At 68.0% G+C, this 16,668-nt stretch carries 12 protein-coding genes; 6 read left to right on the top strand and 6 right to left on the bottom strand.

Annotated features, from left to right (window positions below):
- The first annotated feature begins 378 nt into the window (after window positions 1–378).
- Window positions 379–3,006 carry an ATP-binding protein gene (locus tag IEY26_RS01715; protein WP_188975217.1) on the top strand — a complete coding sequence of 876 codons (2,628 nt, stop codon included), beginning with the start codon at window positions 379–381 and terminating at the stop codon, window positions 3,004–3,006.
- Between the two features lie 89 nt (window positions 3,007–3,095).
- Here IEY26_RS01715 and IEY26_RS01710 read toward each other — a convergent pair whose 3' ends face one another.
- Complete coding sequence (locus tag IEY26_RS01710) at window positions 3,096–4,313, bottom strand: acyl-CoA dehydrogenase family protein (protein ID WP_188977068.1); 1,218 nt, start codon at window positions 4,311–4,313, stop codon at window positions 3,096–3,098.
- A gap of 106 nt (window positions 4,314–4,419) precedes the next feature.
- Between IEY26_RS01710 and IEY26_RS01705 the strand changes: the two genes are divergently transcribed.
- Both IEY26_RS01705 and IEY26_RS01700 read left to right on the top strand, forming a co-directional pair.
- Complete coding sequence (locus IEY26_RS01705) at window positions 4,420–5,490, top strand: phosphotransferase family protein (RefSeq protein WP_188975215.1); 1,071 nt, start codon at window positions 4,420–4,422, stop codon at window positions 5,488–5,490.
- 89 nt (window positions 5,491–5,579) lie between these two features.
- On the top strand, window positions 5,580–7,535 hold the full coding sequence (locus IEY26_RS01700; RefSeq protein WP_188975213.1) for a 3-hydroxyacyl-CoA dehydrogenase/enoyl-CoA hydratase family protein: 1,956 nt from the start codon (window positions 5,580–5,582) through the stop codon (window positions 7,533–7,535).
- Between the two features lie 242 nt (window positions 7,536–7,777).
- Here the strand turns inward: IEY26_RS01700 and IEY26_RS01695 are convergent, their stop codons facing one another.
- The 5 genes from IEY26_RS01695 to IEY26_RS01675 form a co-directional block, all read right to left on the bottom strand.
- A complete protein-coding gene (locus IEY26_RS01695) occupies window positions 7,778–8,299 on the bottom strand; it encodes a winged helix-turn-helix domain-containing protein (protein WP_188975211.1) in 522 nt (173 codons plus the stop codon).
- Window positions 8,300–8,419: 120 nt separating this feature from the next.
- Entirely contained in the window at window positions 8,420–9,565 is a 1,146-nt protein-coding gene (locus IEY26_RS01690; protein WP_188975209.1) for an acyl-CoA dehydrogenase family protein, read from the bottom strand.
- Between the two features lie 60 nt (window positions 9,566–9,625).
- Window positions 9,626–10,816 carry an outer membrane protein assembly factor BamB family protein gene (locus IEY26_RS01685; protein WP_188975207.1) on the bottom strand — a complete coding sequence of 397 codons (1,191 nt, stop codon included), beginning with the start codon at window positions 10,814–10,816 and terminating at the stop codon, window positions 9,626–9,628.
- Between the two features lie 42 nt (window positions 10,817–10,858).
- Complete coding sequence (locus IEY26_RS01680) at window positions 10,859–12,397, bottom strand: long-chain-fatty-acid--CoA ligase (protein WP_188975205.1); 1,539 nt, start codon at window positions 12,395–12,397, stop codon at window positions 10,859–10,861.
- A gap of 144 nt (window positions 12,398–12,541) precedes the next feature.
- The gene (locus tag IEY26_RS01675; protein WP_188975203.1) at window positions 12,542–13,318 is read right to left on the bottom strand and encodes an SDR family NAD(P)-dependent oxidoreductase; all 777 of its coding nucleotides are present in this window, start codon (window positions 13,316–13,318) and stop codon (window positions 12,542–12,544) included.
- Between the two features lie 129 nt (window positions 13,319–13,447).
- On the opposite strand from IEY26_RS01675, the gene IEY26_RS01670 reads away from it, so the two are divergent.
- The 3 genes from IEY26_RS01670 to IEY26_RS01660 all read left to right on the top strand — a co-directional run bounded on the left by IEY26_RS01670 (window position 13,448) and on the right by IEY26_RS01660 (window position 16,667).
- Window positions 13,448–14,335 (top strand): FAS1-like dehydratase domain-containing protein, encoded by an 888-nt coding sequence (locus tag IEY26_RS01670; protein ID WP_188975200.1) that lies wholly within the window; start codon window positions 13,448–13,450, stop codon window positions 14,333–14,335.
- Between the two features lie 155 nt (window positions 14,336–14,490).
- Window positions 14,491–15,624, top strand: coding sequence for a thiamine pyrophosphate-dependent dehydrogenase E1 component subunit alpha (locus IEY26_RS01665; RefSeq protein WP_188975198.1), 1,134 nt, complete (start codon window positions 14,491–14,493; stop codon window positions 15,622–15,624).
- Window positions 15,621–16,667 carry an alpha-ketoacid dehydrogenase subunit beta gene (locus IEY26_RS01660; RefSeq protein WP_188975196.1) on the top strand — a complete coding sequence of 349 codons (1,047 nt, stop codon included), beginning with the start codon at window positions 15,621–15,623 and terminating at the stop codon, window positions 16,665–16,667. Before IEY26_RS01665 ends, IEY26_RS01660 begins: the two co-directional genes overlap by 4 nt.
- The last annotated feature ends 1 nt before the right edge of the window (window position 16,668 follow it).

Genomic DNA, 16,668 nt, shown 5'->3' with positions numbered 1-16,668 from the left:
GACGAACGAACGTGAGGAGCCAGACGTATCGCCGCCGGATTTGAATCAGGGAGTGGAGCGAAGCGGAACGACCGAGGTTCAGAATCCGGGCGGTCCCACTTCTACCGAGTTCGAAACGCGAGCGACTGCTGTGTCGCTCGCCGTCGACGAGTGTGAAGTGACCACGGATTTGAACCAGGGAGCGGCTTCGCCGCGACCGAGGTTCAGAATCCGGGCGGTCCCACTTCTACCGAGTTCGAAACGCGAGCGACCGCTGTGTCGCTCGCCGTCGACGAGCGTGAGGTGTGGTGGGCGTCGACGGCGGTCGGGACGTTTGAGTTCACTTTCACTGCCCTTTGCGAAGGTTCATACGGCGGCGCGCGCTACCTATGCGTCAGAATGGCGCAGGCCGCGAACCCGAATCCGGACGGGGAGCTCGTCGACCGGTTCGAGGAGTTCTTCCGGCGGTACTACAGCGACGAGGTGGGGGAGCTGGCGCGGCAGTATCCGCGCGAGCAGAAATCGCTGACGCTGGAGTGGGGCGACCTCTACAAGTTCGATACGGACTTAGCGGACGACTACCTCCAGCATCCGGACCAGCTACAGCAGGCGGCGGAGGAGGCGCTCCGGCTCTACGACCTCCCGATCGACGTGAGTCTCGGGCAGGCGCACGTGCGCGTGGAAGGGTTGGAGGAGTACACGGAGATTCGGGATATCCGCGCGGAGAACCTGAACACGCTCGTCGGCGTGCAGGGGATGGTGCGGAAGGCGACGGACGTGAAGCCGAAAATCCGCGAGGCCGTCTTCGTCTGTCAGCGCTGCGGGCACGAGACCGTCGTCCCGCAGGCGGACGCGGGCTTCCAGGAGCCCTACCAGTGTGAGTCCTGTGAGCGACAGGGCCCGTTCAAGCTGAACGCCGAGCGCTCCGAGTTCGTGGACTCGCAGAAACTCCGGATTCAGGAGAGCCCGGAGGGGCTGGCGGGCGGGGAGACGCCGCAGAGCATCGACGTGCACGTCGAGGACGACATCACGGGCGAGGTCACGCCCGGCGACCACGTCACCACGACGGGCGTCCTCCGCCTCGACCAGTCCGAGGCGCAGAACGAATCCCCCATCTTCGACGTCTACCTCGACGGCGTCTCCGTCGTCGTCGAGGACGAGGAGTTCGAGGAGATGGACATCACGGACGAGGACAAACGCGAGATCATCGAGATATCGGACAGCGACAGCCTCTACGAGGACATGGTGGACTCGATGGCTCCCGCCATCTACGGCCACCGCCAGGCGAAACTCGCGATGATCCTCCAGCTCTTCTCCGGCGTCACGAAGAACCTCCCCGACGGCTCCCGAATCCGCGGCGACCTCCACATGCTCCTCATCGGGGACCCCGGGACGGGGAAGTGTGTATCCGGAGACACACGCGTCACGCTCGCCGACGGGACGGAGCGGCCGATTCGCGAACTCGTCGAGGAGAATCTCGACGAGCCGAAACCGATCGACGACGGCGTCTGGGACGACGCCGAAATCGCGCTCCCCGGCCTCGACCCGGACAGCCACATCACGGAGCACACCGCGACGCGCGTCTGGAAGCGCGAAGCGCCCGAAAGCCTGTATCGCGTTCGCACGTCGAGCGGCCGTGAAGTCGACGTCACGCCCTCGCACCCGCTGTTCGTACAGCGGAACGGCCGCCACGAAGCGGTACGCGCGGAAGCCCTCGAAACAGGCGAGTTCATCGCTGTCGCCCCGCGAATGGCGACTGACGGCGGCGTCGCCGCCGCTGGAAGCACAGCAAACGTCCCGACACGTGCAACGTTCGACCGCATCGAGTCCATCGAAGCCATCGAGCCCGAGGAGGAGTGGGTGTACGACCTCGAAGTCGCGGGTGTCCACAACTACCTGACGAACGGCGTCGTCTCCCACAACTCCCAGATGATTTCGTACATCCAGAACATCGCGCCGCGCTCCGTCTACACCTCCGGCAAGGGGTCGTCGAGCGCGGGTCTGACGGCTGCCGCCGTCCGCGACGATTTCGGCGACGGCCAGCAGTGGACGCTGGAAGCGGGGGCGCTCGTCCTCGCGGACCAGGGGATCGCGGCGGTGGACGAGCTGGACAAGATGCGGCCGGAGGACCGCTCGGCGATGCACGAGGCGCTGGAGCAGCAGAAGATTTCGATTTCGAAGGCGGGTATCAACGCGACGCTGAAGTCGCGGTGTAGCCTGCTGGGGGCGGCGAACCCGAAGTACGGGCGGTTCGACGAGTACGAGCCTATCGGCGAGCAGATCGACTTAGAGCCCGCGCTCGTGTCGCGCTTCGACCTCATCTTCACGGTGACGGACAAGCCGGACCCGGAGGAGGACTCGAAGCTCGCGAAGCACATCCTGCAGACGAACTACGCGGGCGAGCTCAACACGCAGCGGACGAAGATCGCGAACTCGCCGCACACGGAGGACGAGGTGGACGCGCAGACGGAGGAGGTCGCGCCGGCGATCGACGCGGACCTCCTGCGGAAGTACATCGCGTACTCGCGGCGGAAGTGCTATCCGACGATGAGCGCGGAGGCGCGGCAGGCCATCGAGGACTTCTACGTGAATCTCCGGGCGAAGGGCGCGGACGAGGACGCGCCCGTGCCGGTGACGGCGCGGAAGCTCGAAGGGCTCGTGCGCCTCGCGGAGGCGTCGGCGCGCGTCCGCCTCTCCGATACGGTGGAGAAGGAGGACGCGGACCGCGTCATCGAGATTACGCGCTCCTGCCTGCAGGACATCGGCGTCGACCCGGAGACGGGCGAGTTCGACGCCGACGTGGTGGAGACGGGGCGGTCGAAGACGCAGCGCGACCGCATCCGGAACGTGAAGGGCCTCATCAGCGACATCGAGGACGACTTCGACGAGGGCGCGCCGGTGGACGAAGTCCTCGCCCGCGCGGAGGAAGTCGGTATCGACGAGGGGAAGGCCGAACACGAGATCGAGAAGCTGAAGAAACAGGGCGAGGTCTACGAGCCGTCGAACGGCCACCTGCGGACGACGTAACGCCGACCGCGTCGGCCGCAGTTGGAGTGCATGGACCGGGAGTCGGAGTGCGTTGGCCGCGGGTTCGCCGTTCGGCGAGCGGGCGGGACTCAGACCTGGTAGTCGGGGAGGTTCGCGAGCTCTTCCGCGTGGGGGTCTTGGTCGAAGGCGTCGCGGCCGATGACGCGTTTGTGGACTTCGTCCGCGCCGTCGACGATGCGGAACTGGCGGACGTTCTCGTAGAAGTCGGCGAGCGGGAGGTCTTTGCCGATGCCGCTGCCGCCGCAGAGCTGGATGCAGTCGTCGATGACGTCCTGCACGGTGTTGGCGGTGAAGACTTTCGCCATGGAGACGGGGACGCGGGCTTCTTCGCCGGCTTCGATCTGGTCGGCGGCGTGGCGGACCATCGTGCGGGCGGCGTGGAGGTTCGTCTCGGCTTCGGCGATGCGGAAGCGCGTGTGCTGTTTCTCGGAGAGCGGTTCGCCGAAGGCGTCGCGGTCGTCCGCGTAGGCTTTCGCGACGTCGAGGGCGCGTTCGGCCATCCCGGAGTAGCGCATGCAGTGGGTGAGGCGGGCGGGGCCGAGGCGCTGCTGGGAGTGTGAGAACCCCTCGTTGCGTTCGCCGAGGAGGGCGTCTTCGGGGACGCGGACGTCGTCGTATTTGATTTCGGCGTGGCCGATGCCGGTGACGCCGCCGCCGACGTGCGGGATGTCGCGGACGACGTCGACGCCGTCGGCGTCGGCGGGGACGAGGAAGAGCGAGCAGCCGGAGTAGGGGTGGGCGTCGGGGTCGGTCTTCGCCATGACGATGAGGACGTCGGCTTCGGTGCCCTGCGTCGTCCACCATTTGTGGCCGTCGATGACCCACTCGTCGCCGTCTTTCTCGGCGGTCGTCTGAATCATCTTGGGGTCGGAGCCGGCACCGGGGTTGGGTTCGGTCATGGAGAAGGCGGAGCGGGCGTCGCCCTGGACGAGCGGGCGGAGCCACTCCTCTTTCTGGTCCTCGGTGCCGAACATCTCGAGGGTATGCATGTTGCCTTCGTCGGGGGCGTCGACGCGGACGGCGGTCGCGCCGAGGAGGCTGCGGCCGGCGGCTTCGAAGACGGGGAGCATGTCGCGGTAGCTGAGCCCCTGTCCGCCGTACTCCTCGGGGAGGTGGGGGGCGTAGACGCCGTAGTCGCGGGCTTGCTCGCGGAGGTCGGCGACGGTGGATTCGTCGACGGCGTCGCCGCCGAGGTGGTCGCGTTCGACGGGGACGACGACGTCGTCGATGAACTCTCGGGTGCGTTCGGCGAACTCGCTGGCGAGTTCGGAGTCCGTGTACTCGATGGCCATACTGTATGTGTGGTAGAATCTGGTAAAAGTCTAGCGGGTAAAGTCAGTATCGGTAACCCGATGGGGTAATTATTCGTACAGTGAACGAGAACGGGGTGGTATGTCTGAGTCAAGCGAGGAGTACTTCGGGCGGCTCGTCGACGAGGAGCGGCTGGCGGACTTCCTCGAAGCCGAATTCGGTCCGGTCGAAGCGTACGACGTTACGCGGCACGCGGAGGGTCACTCGAACGAGACGCTGTTCGTGACGTGGGGGAGTCGGGAGTTGGTGATTCGGCGGCCGCCGCCCGGGGAGACGGCGGACACCGCCCACGACGTGCTCCGCGAGTACCGCGTGATGGACGCGCTCCAGGCCACGGACGTGCCGGTGCCGCCGACGGTGGCGGCCTGCGAGGACCACGACGTCATCGGGAGCGACTTCTACGTGATGGACCGCGTCGAGGGCGACGTGCTCCGCGGCGGGGAGCCGGAACGCTTCGCGAATCCGGAGAGCAGAGCGCGCGTCGGCGAGGAGCTCGTGGACACGCTCGCGACCGTCCACGAAGTCGACGTGGAGGCCGTGGGGCTGGGCGAGTTCGGGCGGCCGGCGGGGTACACGCGCCGGCAGGTGGACCGCTGGGAGAAACAGCTCGACTGGGCGTTCGAGGTCACGGCGGACGAGCGGGAGATTCCGGAGCTCGACCGGGTCGGCGACTGGCTGGACGACCACTGCCCCGAGGAGCACGACCACGCGCTCGTTCACGGGGACTACAAGCTCGACAACGTCCTCTACGCGCCGGGGACGCCGCCGGCGCTCGACGCGGTCTTCGACTGGGAGATGAGCACGCTCGGGGACCCGCTCGCGGACCTCGGGTGGATGCTCTCGTACTGGCGGGACGCGAAGGACCCGGAGCCGACGATTCCCGAGCTGACGGCGACGTTCATGGAGGCGGAGGGGTATCCGACGCGCCGCGAACTCGTCGCGCGCTACGAGGAACAGACGGGCCGGACGTTCGAGAACGAGCGGTTCTACCGGGCGCTCGCGGTGTACAAACTCGCCGGGCTGGGCGAGATGTTCTTCCGCCGGCATCTGGAGGGGAACGCGGACGACCCGATGTATCCGAAGATGCGCGAGCGCGTTCCGGCGCTCGCCGAGCGAGCGGCGCGCATCATCGACGGCGACGAACCCCTCTGAGGTTTCCGGCGCTCAACTATACACTCATACTTCTACCGTTGTTCAGGGTTTGGGGAAGATTGATGGCGGAGAAGTGAGACGCATCGAACATGGACGTAGACGAAATCGAACGCGTGGCCGTGCTCGGCGCGGGCAACATGGGTCACGGTATCACCGAAGTCGTCGCCATGGCGGGCTATCAGGTGACGATGCGGGACATCAAAGACGAGTTCGTCGAGGACGGCTACGAGAGCATCCAGTGGAGCCTGGAGAAGCTCGCGGAGAAAGACCGCCTCGACGACGCGCCCGAGGACGTCCTCGCGCGAATCGACACGACGACCGACCTGGAGGAGGCGGTGGCGGACGTCGACCTCGTCGTCGAGGCCGCGCCCGAGCAGATGGAGTTGAAACACGACATCTTCTCGGACCTCTCGGAGTACGCGCCCGAGGACGCGATTCTCGCGACGAACACGTCGAGTCTCTCCATCTCGGAGATTCAATCGGCGGCTGACGACCCGAGCCGGGTCGTCGGGATGCACTTCTTCAACCCGCCCGTGAAGATGGACCTCGTGGAGGTCATCTACGGCGAGGACACCGACGACGAGACCGCAGAGACGACCTACGCGTTCGTGGAGTCCATCGGGAAGACGCCGATCTACGTGCGGAAGGACGTGAACGGTTTCGTCGTGAACTCCGTCCTCGGGCCGTTCATGGACGAGGCCGCGTGGATGGTGTCGAACGACGAGGCGACGATTCGCGAGGCGGACGCGGCGATGGTGCACGAGCGCGGCTACCCGATGGGGCCGTTCGAACTCGGCGACCTCACCGGCATCGACGTCGGCTACCACGTGCGGAAGGAGGCGGGCAAGGAGATTCCGCCCATCATCCAGGAGAAAGTCGACGCGGAAGAGCTCGGCCGGAAGACCGGGAAGGGCTACTACGACTACGAGGACGGCCCGGGCGTCGACTACGAGCCGGACGACGCGGGGAGCTTCGATACGCTCCGCGTCGAGGCGCGGATGGTGAACGAGGCGGCGAAGCTCATCGGGAACGACGTCGCGACGCCGGACGCCGTCGACACCGGGATGCGCCTCGGTGCGGGCTTCCCCGAAGGCCCGTGTGCGCGCGCCGACGAACTCGGCCTCGACGTGATTCTCGAGAAACTCGAGGACCTCCACGAGGAGACCGGAAAGGACCGCTTCGAGCCCGCGGACTACCTCGAAGCGCTCGTCGCCGACGGAAAAACTGGGAAGGACGCCGGCGAGGGGTTCTACGAGTACGACACAGAGGGCGTCGGGAGCTACCAGTACCTCAACTTCGCGGTGACTGACGCGGGCGTACTGGAGGTCGAACTCGACCGCCCCGAGCGGATGAACGCGCTCTCCGAATCCCTCCTCGAAGAGATCGACCACCTCCTCACGAACGTCGACACGGACGACGTTCGGTGTGTGGTCTTCGAGGGCGCGGGCGACCGCGCGTTCTCCGCGGGCGCGGACATCACCGGGTTCGCGAGCGTGAACCCGACCGACATGTCCGAGGTGACGCCGACGTTCGAGACGGTGAACGACTTCCCGCGCCCGACGCTCGCGAAAGTCGACGGCTTCTGCCTCGGTGCGGGCCTCGAACTCGCGCTCGCCTGCGACCTCCGCCTCGCCACCGAGGACTCCGCGTTCGGCGCGCCCGAAATCGGCCTCGGCCTCATCCCCGGCGGCGGCGGCACGCAGCGCCTCATCCGCCTGCTCGGCGAGACGCGCGCGAAGGAGATGGTCTTCCGCGGGAACCACGTCCCCGCGGAGCGCGCCGAGAACTGGGGGCTCGTGAACCGCGCCGTCCCCGAAGACGAATTCGACGACGTAGTAGAAGAGTTCGTCGACGACCTCGCGCAGGGCCCGCCCATCGCCCTCAAGGTCGCGAAGCAGGTGATGAACGACGGCCAGGACGCCAGCCTCGACGCCGGCCTCCGCATGGAGAGCCAGGGCTTCGGCCTCCTCTTCAGCACGGAGGACGTCGTCGAAGGCACCACCGCCTTCATGGAGGACAGAGACCCCGAGTTCGAAGGGAAATAGAGCGGACGCACGCCGACCCCCTGCACGCGGCCAGTTCTTCCACTCCCCGCGGTTTTCTCGTTCTCGACGCGCGCCGAGCGGGAGTGCTGTCCGACGGCACGCGGGCGTCGACGACCGCGCGGGCAGTGCGGAGCGGAGTCTGGAACCGGCGAGCGAGAGCGAAAGGGGAGCGAGAGGAGGGGGCCAGAAAAGCGAGAACAGGAGAAACGCGCTAGGAGCGGGAGGAGAGCCGCGAGAGCGGGTTACCGGCGTTTCGTCTCGGAGAGGGTGTCGAAGAGTTCGGGTTCGCTGGCGAACTTGAGGACGTTCGTCATGACGGAGTTCCGGATGTTGGAGACGACTTTGCCGTGTTCTTTGTAGAACTCGTGGATCCAGCGGGATTCGGCGTTCCGGGAGGGGAACATCATGACGGATTTCCACTGGTACTCGCCGTCGGAGAGGAAGTAGAGGAGGGTGTTCTTGGAGTCGCGGATGTACGTCATCGCGTCGTGCCACTCGTCGGCGAAGTGCTCGGGGTTGAATTTGAACTCGAAGAGCCCGAAGATGAAGTAGTCCTCGTTGGGGATGATGGCCTCCCTGAAGACGCCGGCGTCCCGCATCTTCCGGATGGATTCGCTGACGGTGACGTGTGAGACGTCGATGTCGTACTCGGCGTCGAGCACGTCGGTGAGTTCGCGCGAGCTAATCTGTGGGTCGCGGGCGAGTTCGCGGAGGATGACGATGTCGCGTTCTTTGAACTCCCAGTCGGGTGCGTCCTCGGCCATGGCGTGGACGTGAACGCGCGGGGTCTTAGGTTTACAGCTTTTCGCGGCGGCTCCTGCGGCCTTAGCCCTGGTAGGACGCGGGTCGAGAACGGGGTCGCGAGAAGGACGCGGGCGGGAGCGTTAGATGACCTGGTCGGCGATGATGTTGCGCTGAATCTCGCTGGTGCCCTCGTAGATTTTCGTGATGCGGGCGTCGCGGTAGTAGCGCTCGACGGGGTGGTCGGAGACGAAGCCGGCACCGCCGAAGACCTGGATGGCGTCGTCGGCGACGTCGACGGCGTTCTCGGAGGCGGTGAGTTTCGCCATGGAGGCGAAGCGAGTGGCGAGCTGATCGTCGCCGGATTGGACTTCGCTCGCGGCGCGGTAGGTGAGGGCGCGCGCGGCCTCGGTGTTCGCGGCCATGTCCGCGATCTTGTGGGAGACGGCCTGGTAGTCCTTGATGAGCTTCCCGCCCTGTTCGCGCTCGTTCGCGTAGTCGGTGGCGGCGTCGATGGCGGCCTGCGCGACGCCGACAGCCTGGGAGGCGACGCTGGAACGCCCGGACGCGAAGAAGTCCATCAGCTGGTAGAAGCCCTTGTTGAGCTCGCCGATGATGTTCTCCTCGGGGACGCGGACGTCGTCGAGTTTGATCTCGGCGAGGTCGGAGGCGCGAATGCCGAGCTTGTTGTTGATCTTCGTCGGCTCGAAGCCCTCGGTGTCGGCGGGGACGAGGAACGCGGTGATGCCGCGGTGCGGGCTCTCCGCGTCGGGGTCGGTGACGGTCATGACGACGGCGACGTCGGCGATAGAGCCGTTCGTGATCCACATCTTGTCGCCGTTGATGACGTACTCGTCGCCGTCTTTCTCGGCGCGCGTCTCGATGCCGGCGACGTTCGAGCCGTGCGCGGGCTCGGAGATACAGCTACAGCACGCGGACTCGCCGTTGGCGATGCGCGGCAGCCACTCCTCCTTCATCCACTCGTCGCCGTACTTCTGGATCATGTTCGACCCGAAGCCGCGGGAGCCGACGGCGGAGCCGATGCCGGGGTCCGCGCGCCAGAGTTCCTCCGTCACGATAACGGAGGAGAGCGTGTCCATACCGGGGCCGCCGTACTCGACGGGGATGTTCGGCGCGAGGAGGTCGAGTTCCGCCGCCTTCTCGACGACCTCGTAGGGGTAGGAGCGCTCCTGGTCGTGCTCGGCCGCGACGGGCTTGATTTCGTTCTCGCCGAACTCGCGCACTGCCTGTCGGATGGCGCGGTGCTCGTCTGAGAGTTGGAAAGCCATACCCGAATATCCCACCAGTAGCGTTTAATATTTTCGCTGAAGGCCGAACCGGTGTAAGCGTCAGGCGGGGTCGAGTGCGAGGAGGGCGTGACCGTCGGCGCGGTGGACGGGGACGAAGAGCGCGCCGTCGGCGACGGAGACGCCGACGGGGCGGCCGCCGACGTCGTGGCGGAAGCGCTCGCGGGGCGGTCCGCCGAGGAAGCCGCTGGCGTCGAGGGGGAGGGCGGCGACGAAGCCGGACTCCGGGGGGCCGGCGGTGTCGCCGTGGCCGACGTAGAGGGTGTCGCCGGCGGCGGCGGGCGCGCAGCTCCCGTGGTCGGTCGCCCATCCCGTCGAGGCCTGCCCCATCCCGGGACCGGTGTCGAGACGGGTGACGGCGGCCTGATTGGTGAGGAAGACGTCGTTCGCGGCGACGAGGTGTTCGCCCATCTCCGGGACCGTCCAGGCGTTCGCGCCGGCGTGCGCGCCGCCCATGAGCCGGAAGGCGTGGTTGCCGAAGACGGTGACGTAGACGCCGCTGCCGCCCGCGGCCGCGAGGTCGGTGACGGCCCCGGGGACGCGACGCCGCCAGAGCGCTTGGAGGCGGTCGCCGCGGTGGTAGAGCGAGTAGACCTGGCCGCCGCGCGTGCCGACGGAGAGGACCTCGCCGGCGAACGTCGCGAGCGCGGCGACCGCGCCGAGGAGGTCGCGGGTCGCGCGCACCGTGCCGTCCGGCGTGACCTCGTAGAGCCGGCCGCTCTCGTCTCCGGTGACGACGCCTTCGTTCGTCGGGAGGACGCCCGCGCGAATCGCATCGCGGGTGTCGACGCGCCAGCGCTCCGCACCCGTCGCGGGGTCGAGCGCGCGCAGCCCCGGCTCGCCGCGGAAGGTCGCGTAGAGCGTGCCGTCGACGAGCGAGGGCGCGTTCGCCCAGCGAGAGCGCTCGCCGGTCAGCGTCCATTCTTCTGCGCCGTCGGCGAGCGAGCGGGCTTCGAGCCCGTCGGCGGTCGGGAGGAAGACGCGGCCGCCGGCGATTACCGCGCGCCCCGTCGCGCGGCCGGTCGAGACGGTCCAGCGCTCCGTGACACGTGACCTGGGCGCAGCGGCGTCGGAGGCGTACGCGGTCGACCGAGGGGAGTAGTCGGGGAGCGGCCACGTGGTCGACCCGTCGCTCCCCGGCTGCACGCCGGTGTCGTCGCTCCCGGCGCAGCCGGCGACTCCCGCGAGACCGGCCGCCCCGAGGCCGGTGAGGAACTGGCGTCTGGAGGGCATCGAGAACGTGTTTGGAAGGCGACGGGAAAAGCGTTCGGCCGCTCAGTCGTTCAGCTCGAACTTCTGGACTTTGCCGGTCGTCGTGCGGGGGAGTTCGTCGACGAACTCGACCTCGCGGGGGTGCTTGTAGGCGGCGAGGCGTTCGAGGCAGTACTGCTTGATGTCCTCGGGGCTCGCGGTGGCGTCCGGCGCGGGGACGACGAAGGCTTTCACCGTTTCGCCGCGGCGGTCGTCCGGGATTCCTACTACTGCGGCGTCCTTCACGTCCGGGTGTTCGAAGAGGAGCTCTTCGACCTCGCGCGGGTAGACGTTGTAGCCGCCGGTGACGATCATGTGCTTCTTGCGGTCGACGAGATAGTAAAAACCGTCCTCGTCGTGGTAGGCCATGTCGCCGGTGTGGAACCAACGCGTGCCGTCTTCGACGGTGAACGCCTCCTCGTTGGCCTGCGGACGCTCGAAGTAGCCCTTCATGACGTTCGGGCCGGCGACGACGAGTTCGCCCGTGATCTCGGAGAGGTCCACTTCGGATTCGTCGACGGGGCCTTCTTCGACGGGCGGGACGTCCTCGAAGTCGTCGGTGACGACGCGGGCCTGGAGGCCGTCGAGGGCGCGGCCGATGCTGCCGGCGCGGCGTTCGCCGACGCGGTTCGCGTGCGTGACGGGGCTGGTCTCGGTGAGGCCGTAGCCCTCGTGGAGGTCGACGTCGAAGCGGTCTTCGAACGCGCGGAGGACCTCCATGGGGAGCGCGCTACCGCCGGAGTTCGCGAAGCGCACAGAGGAAAAGTCGTAGTCGCCGGGTTCGTTCACCATGTCGTTGTACATGGCGGGGACGGCGTGAATGAGCGTGAGCTCCTCGTCCTCGATGAGTTCCATGACCTCCTTCGCGTTCCACTCCGGTACAGGATAGTAGGCCGCGCCGGCGAAGAGCGTGGCGTTCATCGTGACGGTCATGCCGTAGATGTGGAAGAGGGGGAGGACGCCGAGGTGGCGGTCTTCGGGTTGGACGCCGCCGGGGACGGGGTCGAGGGCGGCGTCGGCGTCCCAGTGGAGGTTCTCGTGGGTGAGGAGGACGCCTTTCGGCGTGCCAGTCGTGCCGGAGGTGTAGGGCTGGCAGGCGACGTCGTCGTCGTCGCGGTCGACGACGGGGTGGGTGTCGTCGGCGAGGAAGCCCTCGAAGGAGACGTCGCCGGCGTCGTCGCCGATGGAGACGACGTGTTCGACGTTCGTGTCGTCTCGGACTGGTTCGACGTGCTGGACGAGGTCCGGGAGGGTGACGACGACTTCCGCGCCGCTATCGCCGAGGAGGTGTTCGAGTTCGCGGCGCTTGTACTGGGGGTTCATCGGGACGATGACGCCGCCCATGCGGAGCGTGCCGTGGAAGGCGGTGGCGAACTGCGGGAGGTTCGGGAGGTAGACGGCGACGCGCGTCCCCGCGCCGAGGCCGCGGTCGACGAGCGCCTGTGCGAACTGGCCGGCGCGCGTCCAGAACGCCTCGTAGGAGAGCTCGCGGTCCTCGTAGACGATGGCGGGGCGCTCGGGGTGCGCCGCCGCGGCCTCACCGACTGTCTCGACGAGATTCATATCCCGAACTGCCCCCGCGAGCAGTAAATCGTTTGCGAATACGACACGAACGTTTATCGGTGCTATCTCTTCCGTCGCGTCGCCTTCCAGTGCTCACCGCCCGCGGAGGCGGTCGGGAGCCGTCGCCGGCGTCGGGGAACCCCGCTACGAGACCGAGTAGCCGCCGTCGACGACGAGGCCGTGGCCCGTGACGTAGGACGCGTCGTCGGAGGCGAGGAAGGCGACGGCGCTCGCGACCTCCTCGGGGTAGCCGAGGCGCTGGAGGGGGTATTCGCGCTCCATGCGCTCGCGGGCGGCCGCGGGGTCGTCGGCGTGCTCGAAGTGGGCTTCGCCCATCTGCGTCTCGACGAAGCCGGGGCAGACGGCGTTCGCGCGCACGCCGTGGTAGCCGGCTTCGGCGGCGACGGTCCGCGTGAAGTTCAGGACCGCGCCCTTCGAGAGCGTGTACGGCCCCTGCTTCGGGAGGCCGAGGATGCCGCCGAGCGAGGAGATGTTCACGATCGCGCCCGAACCCTGCTCTTTGAACACGGGGAGGGCGGCCTGACAGCCGTTCCAGACGCCGCGGACGTTCACGTCGAGCACGCGCTCCAGGGTGTCGGCGTCGACGTCCTCGACGAACGCGTTGTCCGGCGCGATGCCGGCGTTGTTCACGATGGCGTCGAGGCCGTGGCGCTCGGCGGTCGTCTCCACGACCGCGCCGAACGCCTCCCGGTCGGTGACGTCGAGTTCGTGGAAGGCGGCGTCCCCGCCAGCGTCCTCGATGCGCGCGACGGTCTCTTCGCCGCCCTCGGTGTCGACGTCGGTGACGACGACGGTCGCGCCCTCGGCGGCGCAGCGCTCGGCGATGGCCCGCCCGATACCCGCGCCCGCGCCGGTGACGAAGACCGTGTCCTCCGTGAATCGGCTCGCGTTCGATGTCATCACCACCAGTCTCGACCGAACGACGAAAGGAATTGCGGTGGTTTACCGACCATCGTTAACCGACGATACCTCTCTCGGTCGAGTTCGTTCCGGGGAGGAGTTTTTTACATCGCGTCCGGTAGGTCGGGTATGCCGACGATTCCGTTCGCGGACATCGAAGCACAGGTCGGGGAGACGCATCGAACCGCCGAGGGCCTCCGGGTCGAGGCGGGGAAGGTCGCGGAGTTCGCGCGCGCCGTCCGCGACCCAGCGCCGATTTACACGGACGCCGACGCCGCGCAGAATGCCGGATTCGACGCGATTCCCGCGCCGCCGACGTTCACGCGCACCGCCGCCTTCCCCCGGTATCGCCCCGAGGGCATCGACGCGGACCTCGGATTCGACCTCGGGTTCGAGCAGGCGAACATCCTCCACGGCGAGCAGCGCTACCGCTACGACCGCCCGCTCGTCGTCGGCGACGAACTCTACGGCGAGACCACGCTCGAAGACGCGTTCCAGCGGGAGGGGCGGCGCGCCGACCTCACGTTCGCCGTGCTGCGGACGGACTTCTACGACGCGGACGACGAGCGCGTGCAGTCCGCGTGGAACACCCGCATCGAGACGAGCGGCGCGCCGAGCGAGAGCGCGGAGACCGGCGACCCGCTCGCCGACCCCGACCACTCGACGGACCCACTGGAACGCCGCGACTTCGTGCAGTACGCGGGCGCGAGCGGCGACTTCAACCCGATTCACTACGACGAGCCGTTCGCCACCGGAGCCGGCCACCCGAGCGTCTTCGCGCAGGGGATGTTCACCGCCGGCGTCGCCTCCCGCGTCGCCCGCGAGCGAATCGGCCTCCGCGACCTCGCCGGCTTCCGCACGCGCTTCGCCGCCCAGGTCTTCCCCGACGACACCCTCCACGTCGCCCTCGACGCGACCGAGAGCGACGAGGAGAGCGAGAACGACGAGGACTACGCCGTGACGGTCAAGACCGGCGAGGGACGGACGGTCGCGACGGGCGGCGTCACGACCCGCTGACGGAATCTAACGATACTGTTCGATGCCGCCGTGGGCGCACAGTCCGTTCGCGTTCCCCGGCGGTTCGGCTATCGTCGGATATCGTCATCCCGCGTTCGTCTATTTCTGGGTGGCGAAGCTATAACTCGCGGCGGCCGAGTGTGTAGTGGTACACTATGGCACTGTGGTCGGAGCGGCGGCCGAGCGACGACTTCCACCGGGTGCTCGCGCCCGACGGGAGCCTCGTCGGCGACCCGCCCGAACTCGGCGACGACGAGCTGAAGCGGCTCTACCGGTCGTTCCTCCAGACGCGGCGGTTGGAGGAGAAGCTGTTGCGGATGCAGCGCCGCGGCGAGATCAGCATCATCGCGCGGTCGCTCGGCGAGGAGGCGGTCGCGCTCGGCTCCGCCGCCGCGCTCGCAGCGGGCGACTGGTGTTTCCCCACGTACCGGCAGACGGCGGCGCGCGCCTACTGGGGGTCGCCCGTCGACCGCTCCGTCGCGTCGCTCATGGGCGCGGAGACGGAGACGGTGAACGAGCACTTGCCGCCGGACGAAGAGGGAGAAGGCGTCGTGTTCACGCCGCCCTACGTCCCGCTGACGGTGAACGTGACGAACGCCGTCGGCTCCGCGATGGCCGACCGATTCCGCGGGACGGACACCGTCTCGCTCGCCTACGTCGGCGAGGGGTCGACGAGCGAGGGCGACTTCCACGAGGCGCTCAACTTCGCCGGCGTCTACGACGCCCCCGTCGTCACGGTCTGCCAGAACAACCAGTGGGCCATCTCGGTTCCCGCGCACCGACAGACGGCCGCCGAGACGTTCGCGCAGAAGGCGGACGCGCACGGCGTCCCGCACGAGCGCGTCGACGGGAACGACGTTCTCGCGATGTACGAAGCAACGAAGGAGGCCGTGAAGAACGCGCGCGACGGCGGCGGCCCGGCGTTCATCGAGGCCGTCACCTACCGCCGCGTCGAGCACAACACCGCGGACGAACCCGGGGTCTACCGCGACGAGGAGGAAGCCGAATACTGGGCGGAGCGCGACCCGCTCGACCGCTTCGACGCCTACCTGCGGCGTGAAGGCGTCATCGACGACGACTGGGTCGAGGCGGTCGGAGCCGACGTCGACGCCGAGGTACAGGCCGGCGTCGAGCGCGCCCGCGAGGTCCCCGAATCCGACCCGGAGCGGATGTTCGACAACCACCTCCACGGCGAGCCGTCGTGGACTGCACGCCACCAGCGCGCCGAACTCCGCGCCGAGCAGCGAGGCGAGAACCCCTTCACCGACTTCGACGGGAGTGGCCTATGAGCGGACGCGACACCGACGGCGAGGCCGGCGGCGACGCGGCGGACGGCGAGCGGGCGGGCGGCGGAGGCGAGACGGAGATGAACCTCGTGACGGCGGTGAACGAGACGCTGGCGCGCGAACTCCACCGCGACGAGGCGGTCCGTCTCCTCGGCTACGACCTCGGCCCCATCGGCGGCGTCTACCGCGCCACCGACGGGCTCTACGAGACGTTCGGCGAGGACCGCGTGATTGACACGCCGCTCTCCGAGAACGGCATCCTCGGCACGGCGGTCGGGATGGCGATGCGCGGCGAGCGCCCCGTGCCCGAGATCCAGTTCCTCGGCTTCTTCTACCCGGCGTTCGGCCAGTTCATGTACGCGCTCGCGAAGATGCACAAGCGCTCCGGGGGCGCGCTCGACGTTCCTGTTACTGTTCGCGTGCCCTACGGCGGCGGCATCAAGTCGAGCGAGTACCACTCCGAGTCGACGGAGACGTTCTTCGTGCACACGCCGGGCGTCCGCGTCGTCTGCCCGAGCACACCCAGAGAGACGAAGGGCCTGCTCGCGGCGAGTGTTCGCTCTGATGACCCCGTCGTCTTCCTCGAACCGAAGAAGATCTACCGCGGCTTCGAGGAGCCCGTGCCGGACGGCGACTTCACGCTCCCGCTCGACGAGGCGCGCGTCGTCCGCGAGGGCGGGGACGTCACCCTCATCGCGTGGGGGGCGATGGTGCGGCGCGCGGAGACCGCCGCGGACCGCGTCGACGCGGACGTCGAAATCCTCGACCTCCGTTCGCTCTCCCCCATCGACGTCGACGCCGTCCTCGACTCCGTCCGGAGGACCGGGCGCTGCGTCGTCCTCCACGAGGCGCGGCGGACGCTCGGCCTCGGGGCGGAGCTCTCCGCACTGATTAACGAGTACGCGCTCGACTCGCTGCGAGCGCCCGTGAAGCGCGCGACGGGCTACGACGTCCACTTCCCCGGCCATCAGGTCGAGGACGCCTACATGCCGGACGCACAGCGCGCACAGTACGCCGTCGAGGCGGTGATGGACTATGAGTTCTGAG

This window comes from Halocalculus aciditolerans, from assembly GCF_014647475.1.
In the GTDB taxonomy this organism is placed as follows: domain Archaea; phylum Halobacteriota; class Halobacteria; order Halobacteriales; family Halobacteriaceae; genus Halocalculus; species Halocalculus aciditolerans.
Note: the sequence above shows the minus strand (reverse complement) of the source record. Positions and strands in the feature narration are given on the sequence as shown.

Bases quoted from the DNA above. Each gene is read 5' to 3' on its own strand.
- IEY26_RS01670 (WP_188975200.1), top strand. From the start codon at position 13,448: ATGCCGACGATTCCGTTCGCGGACATCGAAGCACAGGTCGGGGAGACG.
- IEY26_RS01695 (WP_188975211.1), bottom strand. From the start codon at position 8,299: ATGGCCGAGGACGCACCCGACTGGGAGTTCAAAGAACGCGACATCGTC.
- IEY26_RS01685 (WP_188975207.1), bottom strand. From the start codon at position 10,816: ATGCCCTCCAGACGCCAGTTCCTCACCGGCCTCGGGGCGGCCGGTCTC.
- IEY26_RS01680 (WP_188975205.1), bottom strand. From the start codon at position 12,397: ATGAATCTCGTCGAGACAGTCGGTGAGGCCGCGGCGGCGCACCCCGAG.
- IEY26_RS01665 (WP_188975198.1), top strand. From the start codon at position 14,491: ATGGCACTGTGGTCGGAGCGGCGGCCGAGCGACGACTTCCACCGGGTG.
- IEY26_RS01705 (WP_188975215.1), top strand. From the start codon at position 4,420: ATGTCTGAGTCAAGCGAGGAGTACTTCGGGCGGCTCGTCGACGAGGAG.
- IEY26_RS01715 (WP_188975217.1), top strand. From the start codon at position 379: ATGGCGCAGGCCGCGAACCCGAATCCGGACGGGGAGCTCGTCGACCGG.
- IEY26_RS01660 (WP_188975196.1), top strand. From the start codon at position 15,621: ATGAGCGGACGCGACACCGACGGCGAGGCCGGCGGCGACGCGGCGGAC.
- IEY26_RS01700 (WP_188975213.1), top strand. From the start codon at position 5,580: ATGGACGTAGACGAAATCGAACGCGTGGCCGTGCTCGGCGCGGGCAAC.
- IEY26_RS01690 (WP_188975209.1), bottom strand. From the start codon at position 9,565: ATGGCTTTCCAACTCTCAGACGAGCACCGCGCCATCCGACAGGCAGTG.
- IEY26_RS01675 (WP_188975203.1), bottom strand. From the start codon at position 13,318: ATGACATCGAACGCGAGCCGATTCACGGAGGACACGGTCTTCGTCACC.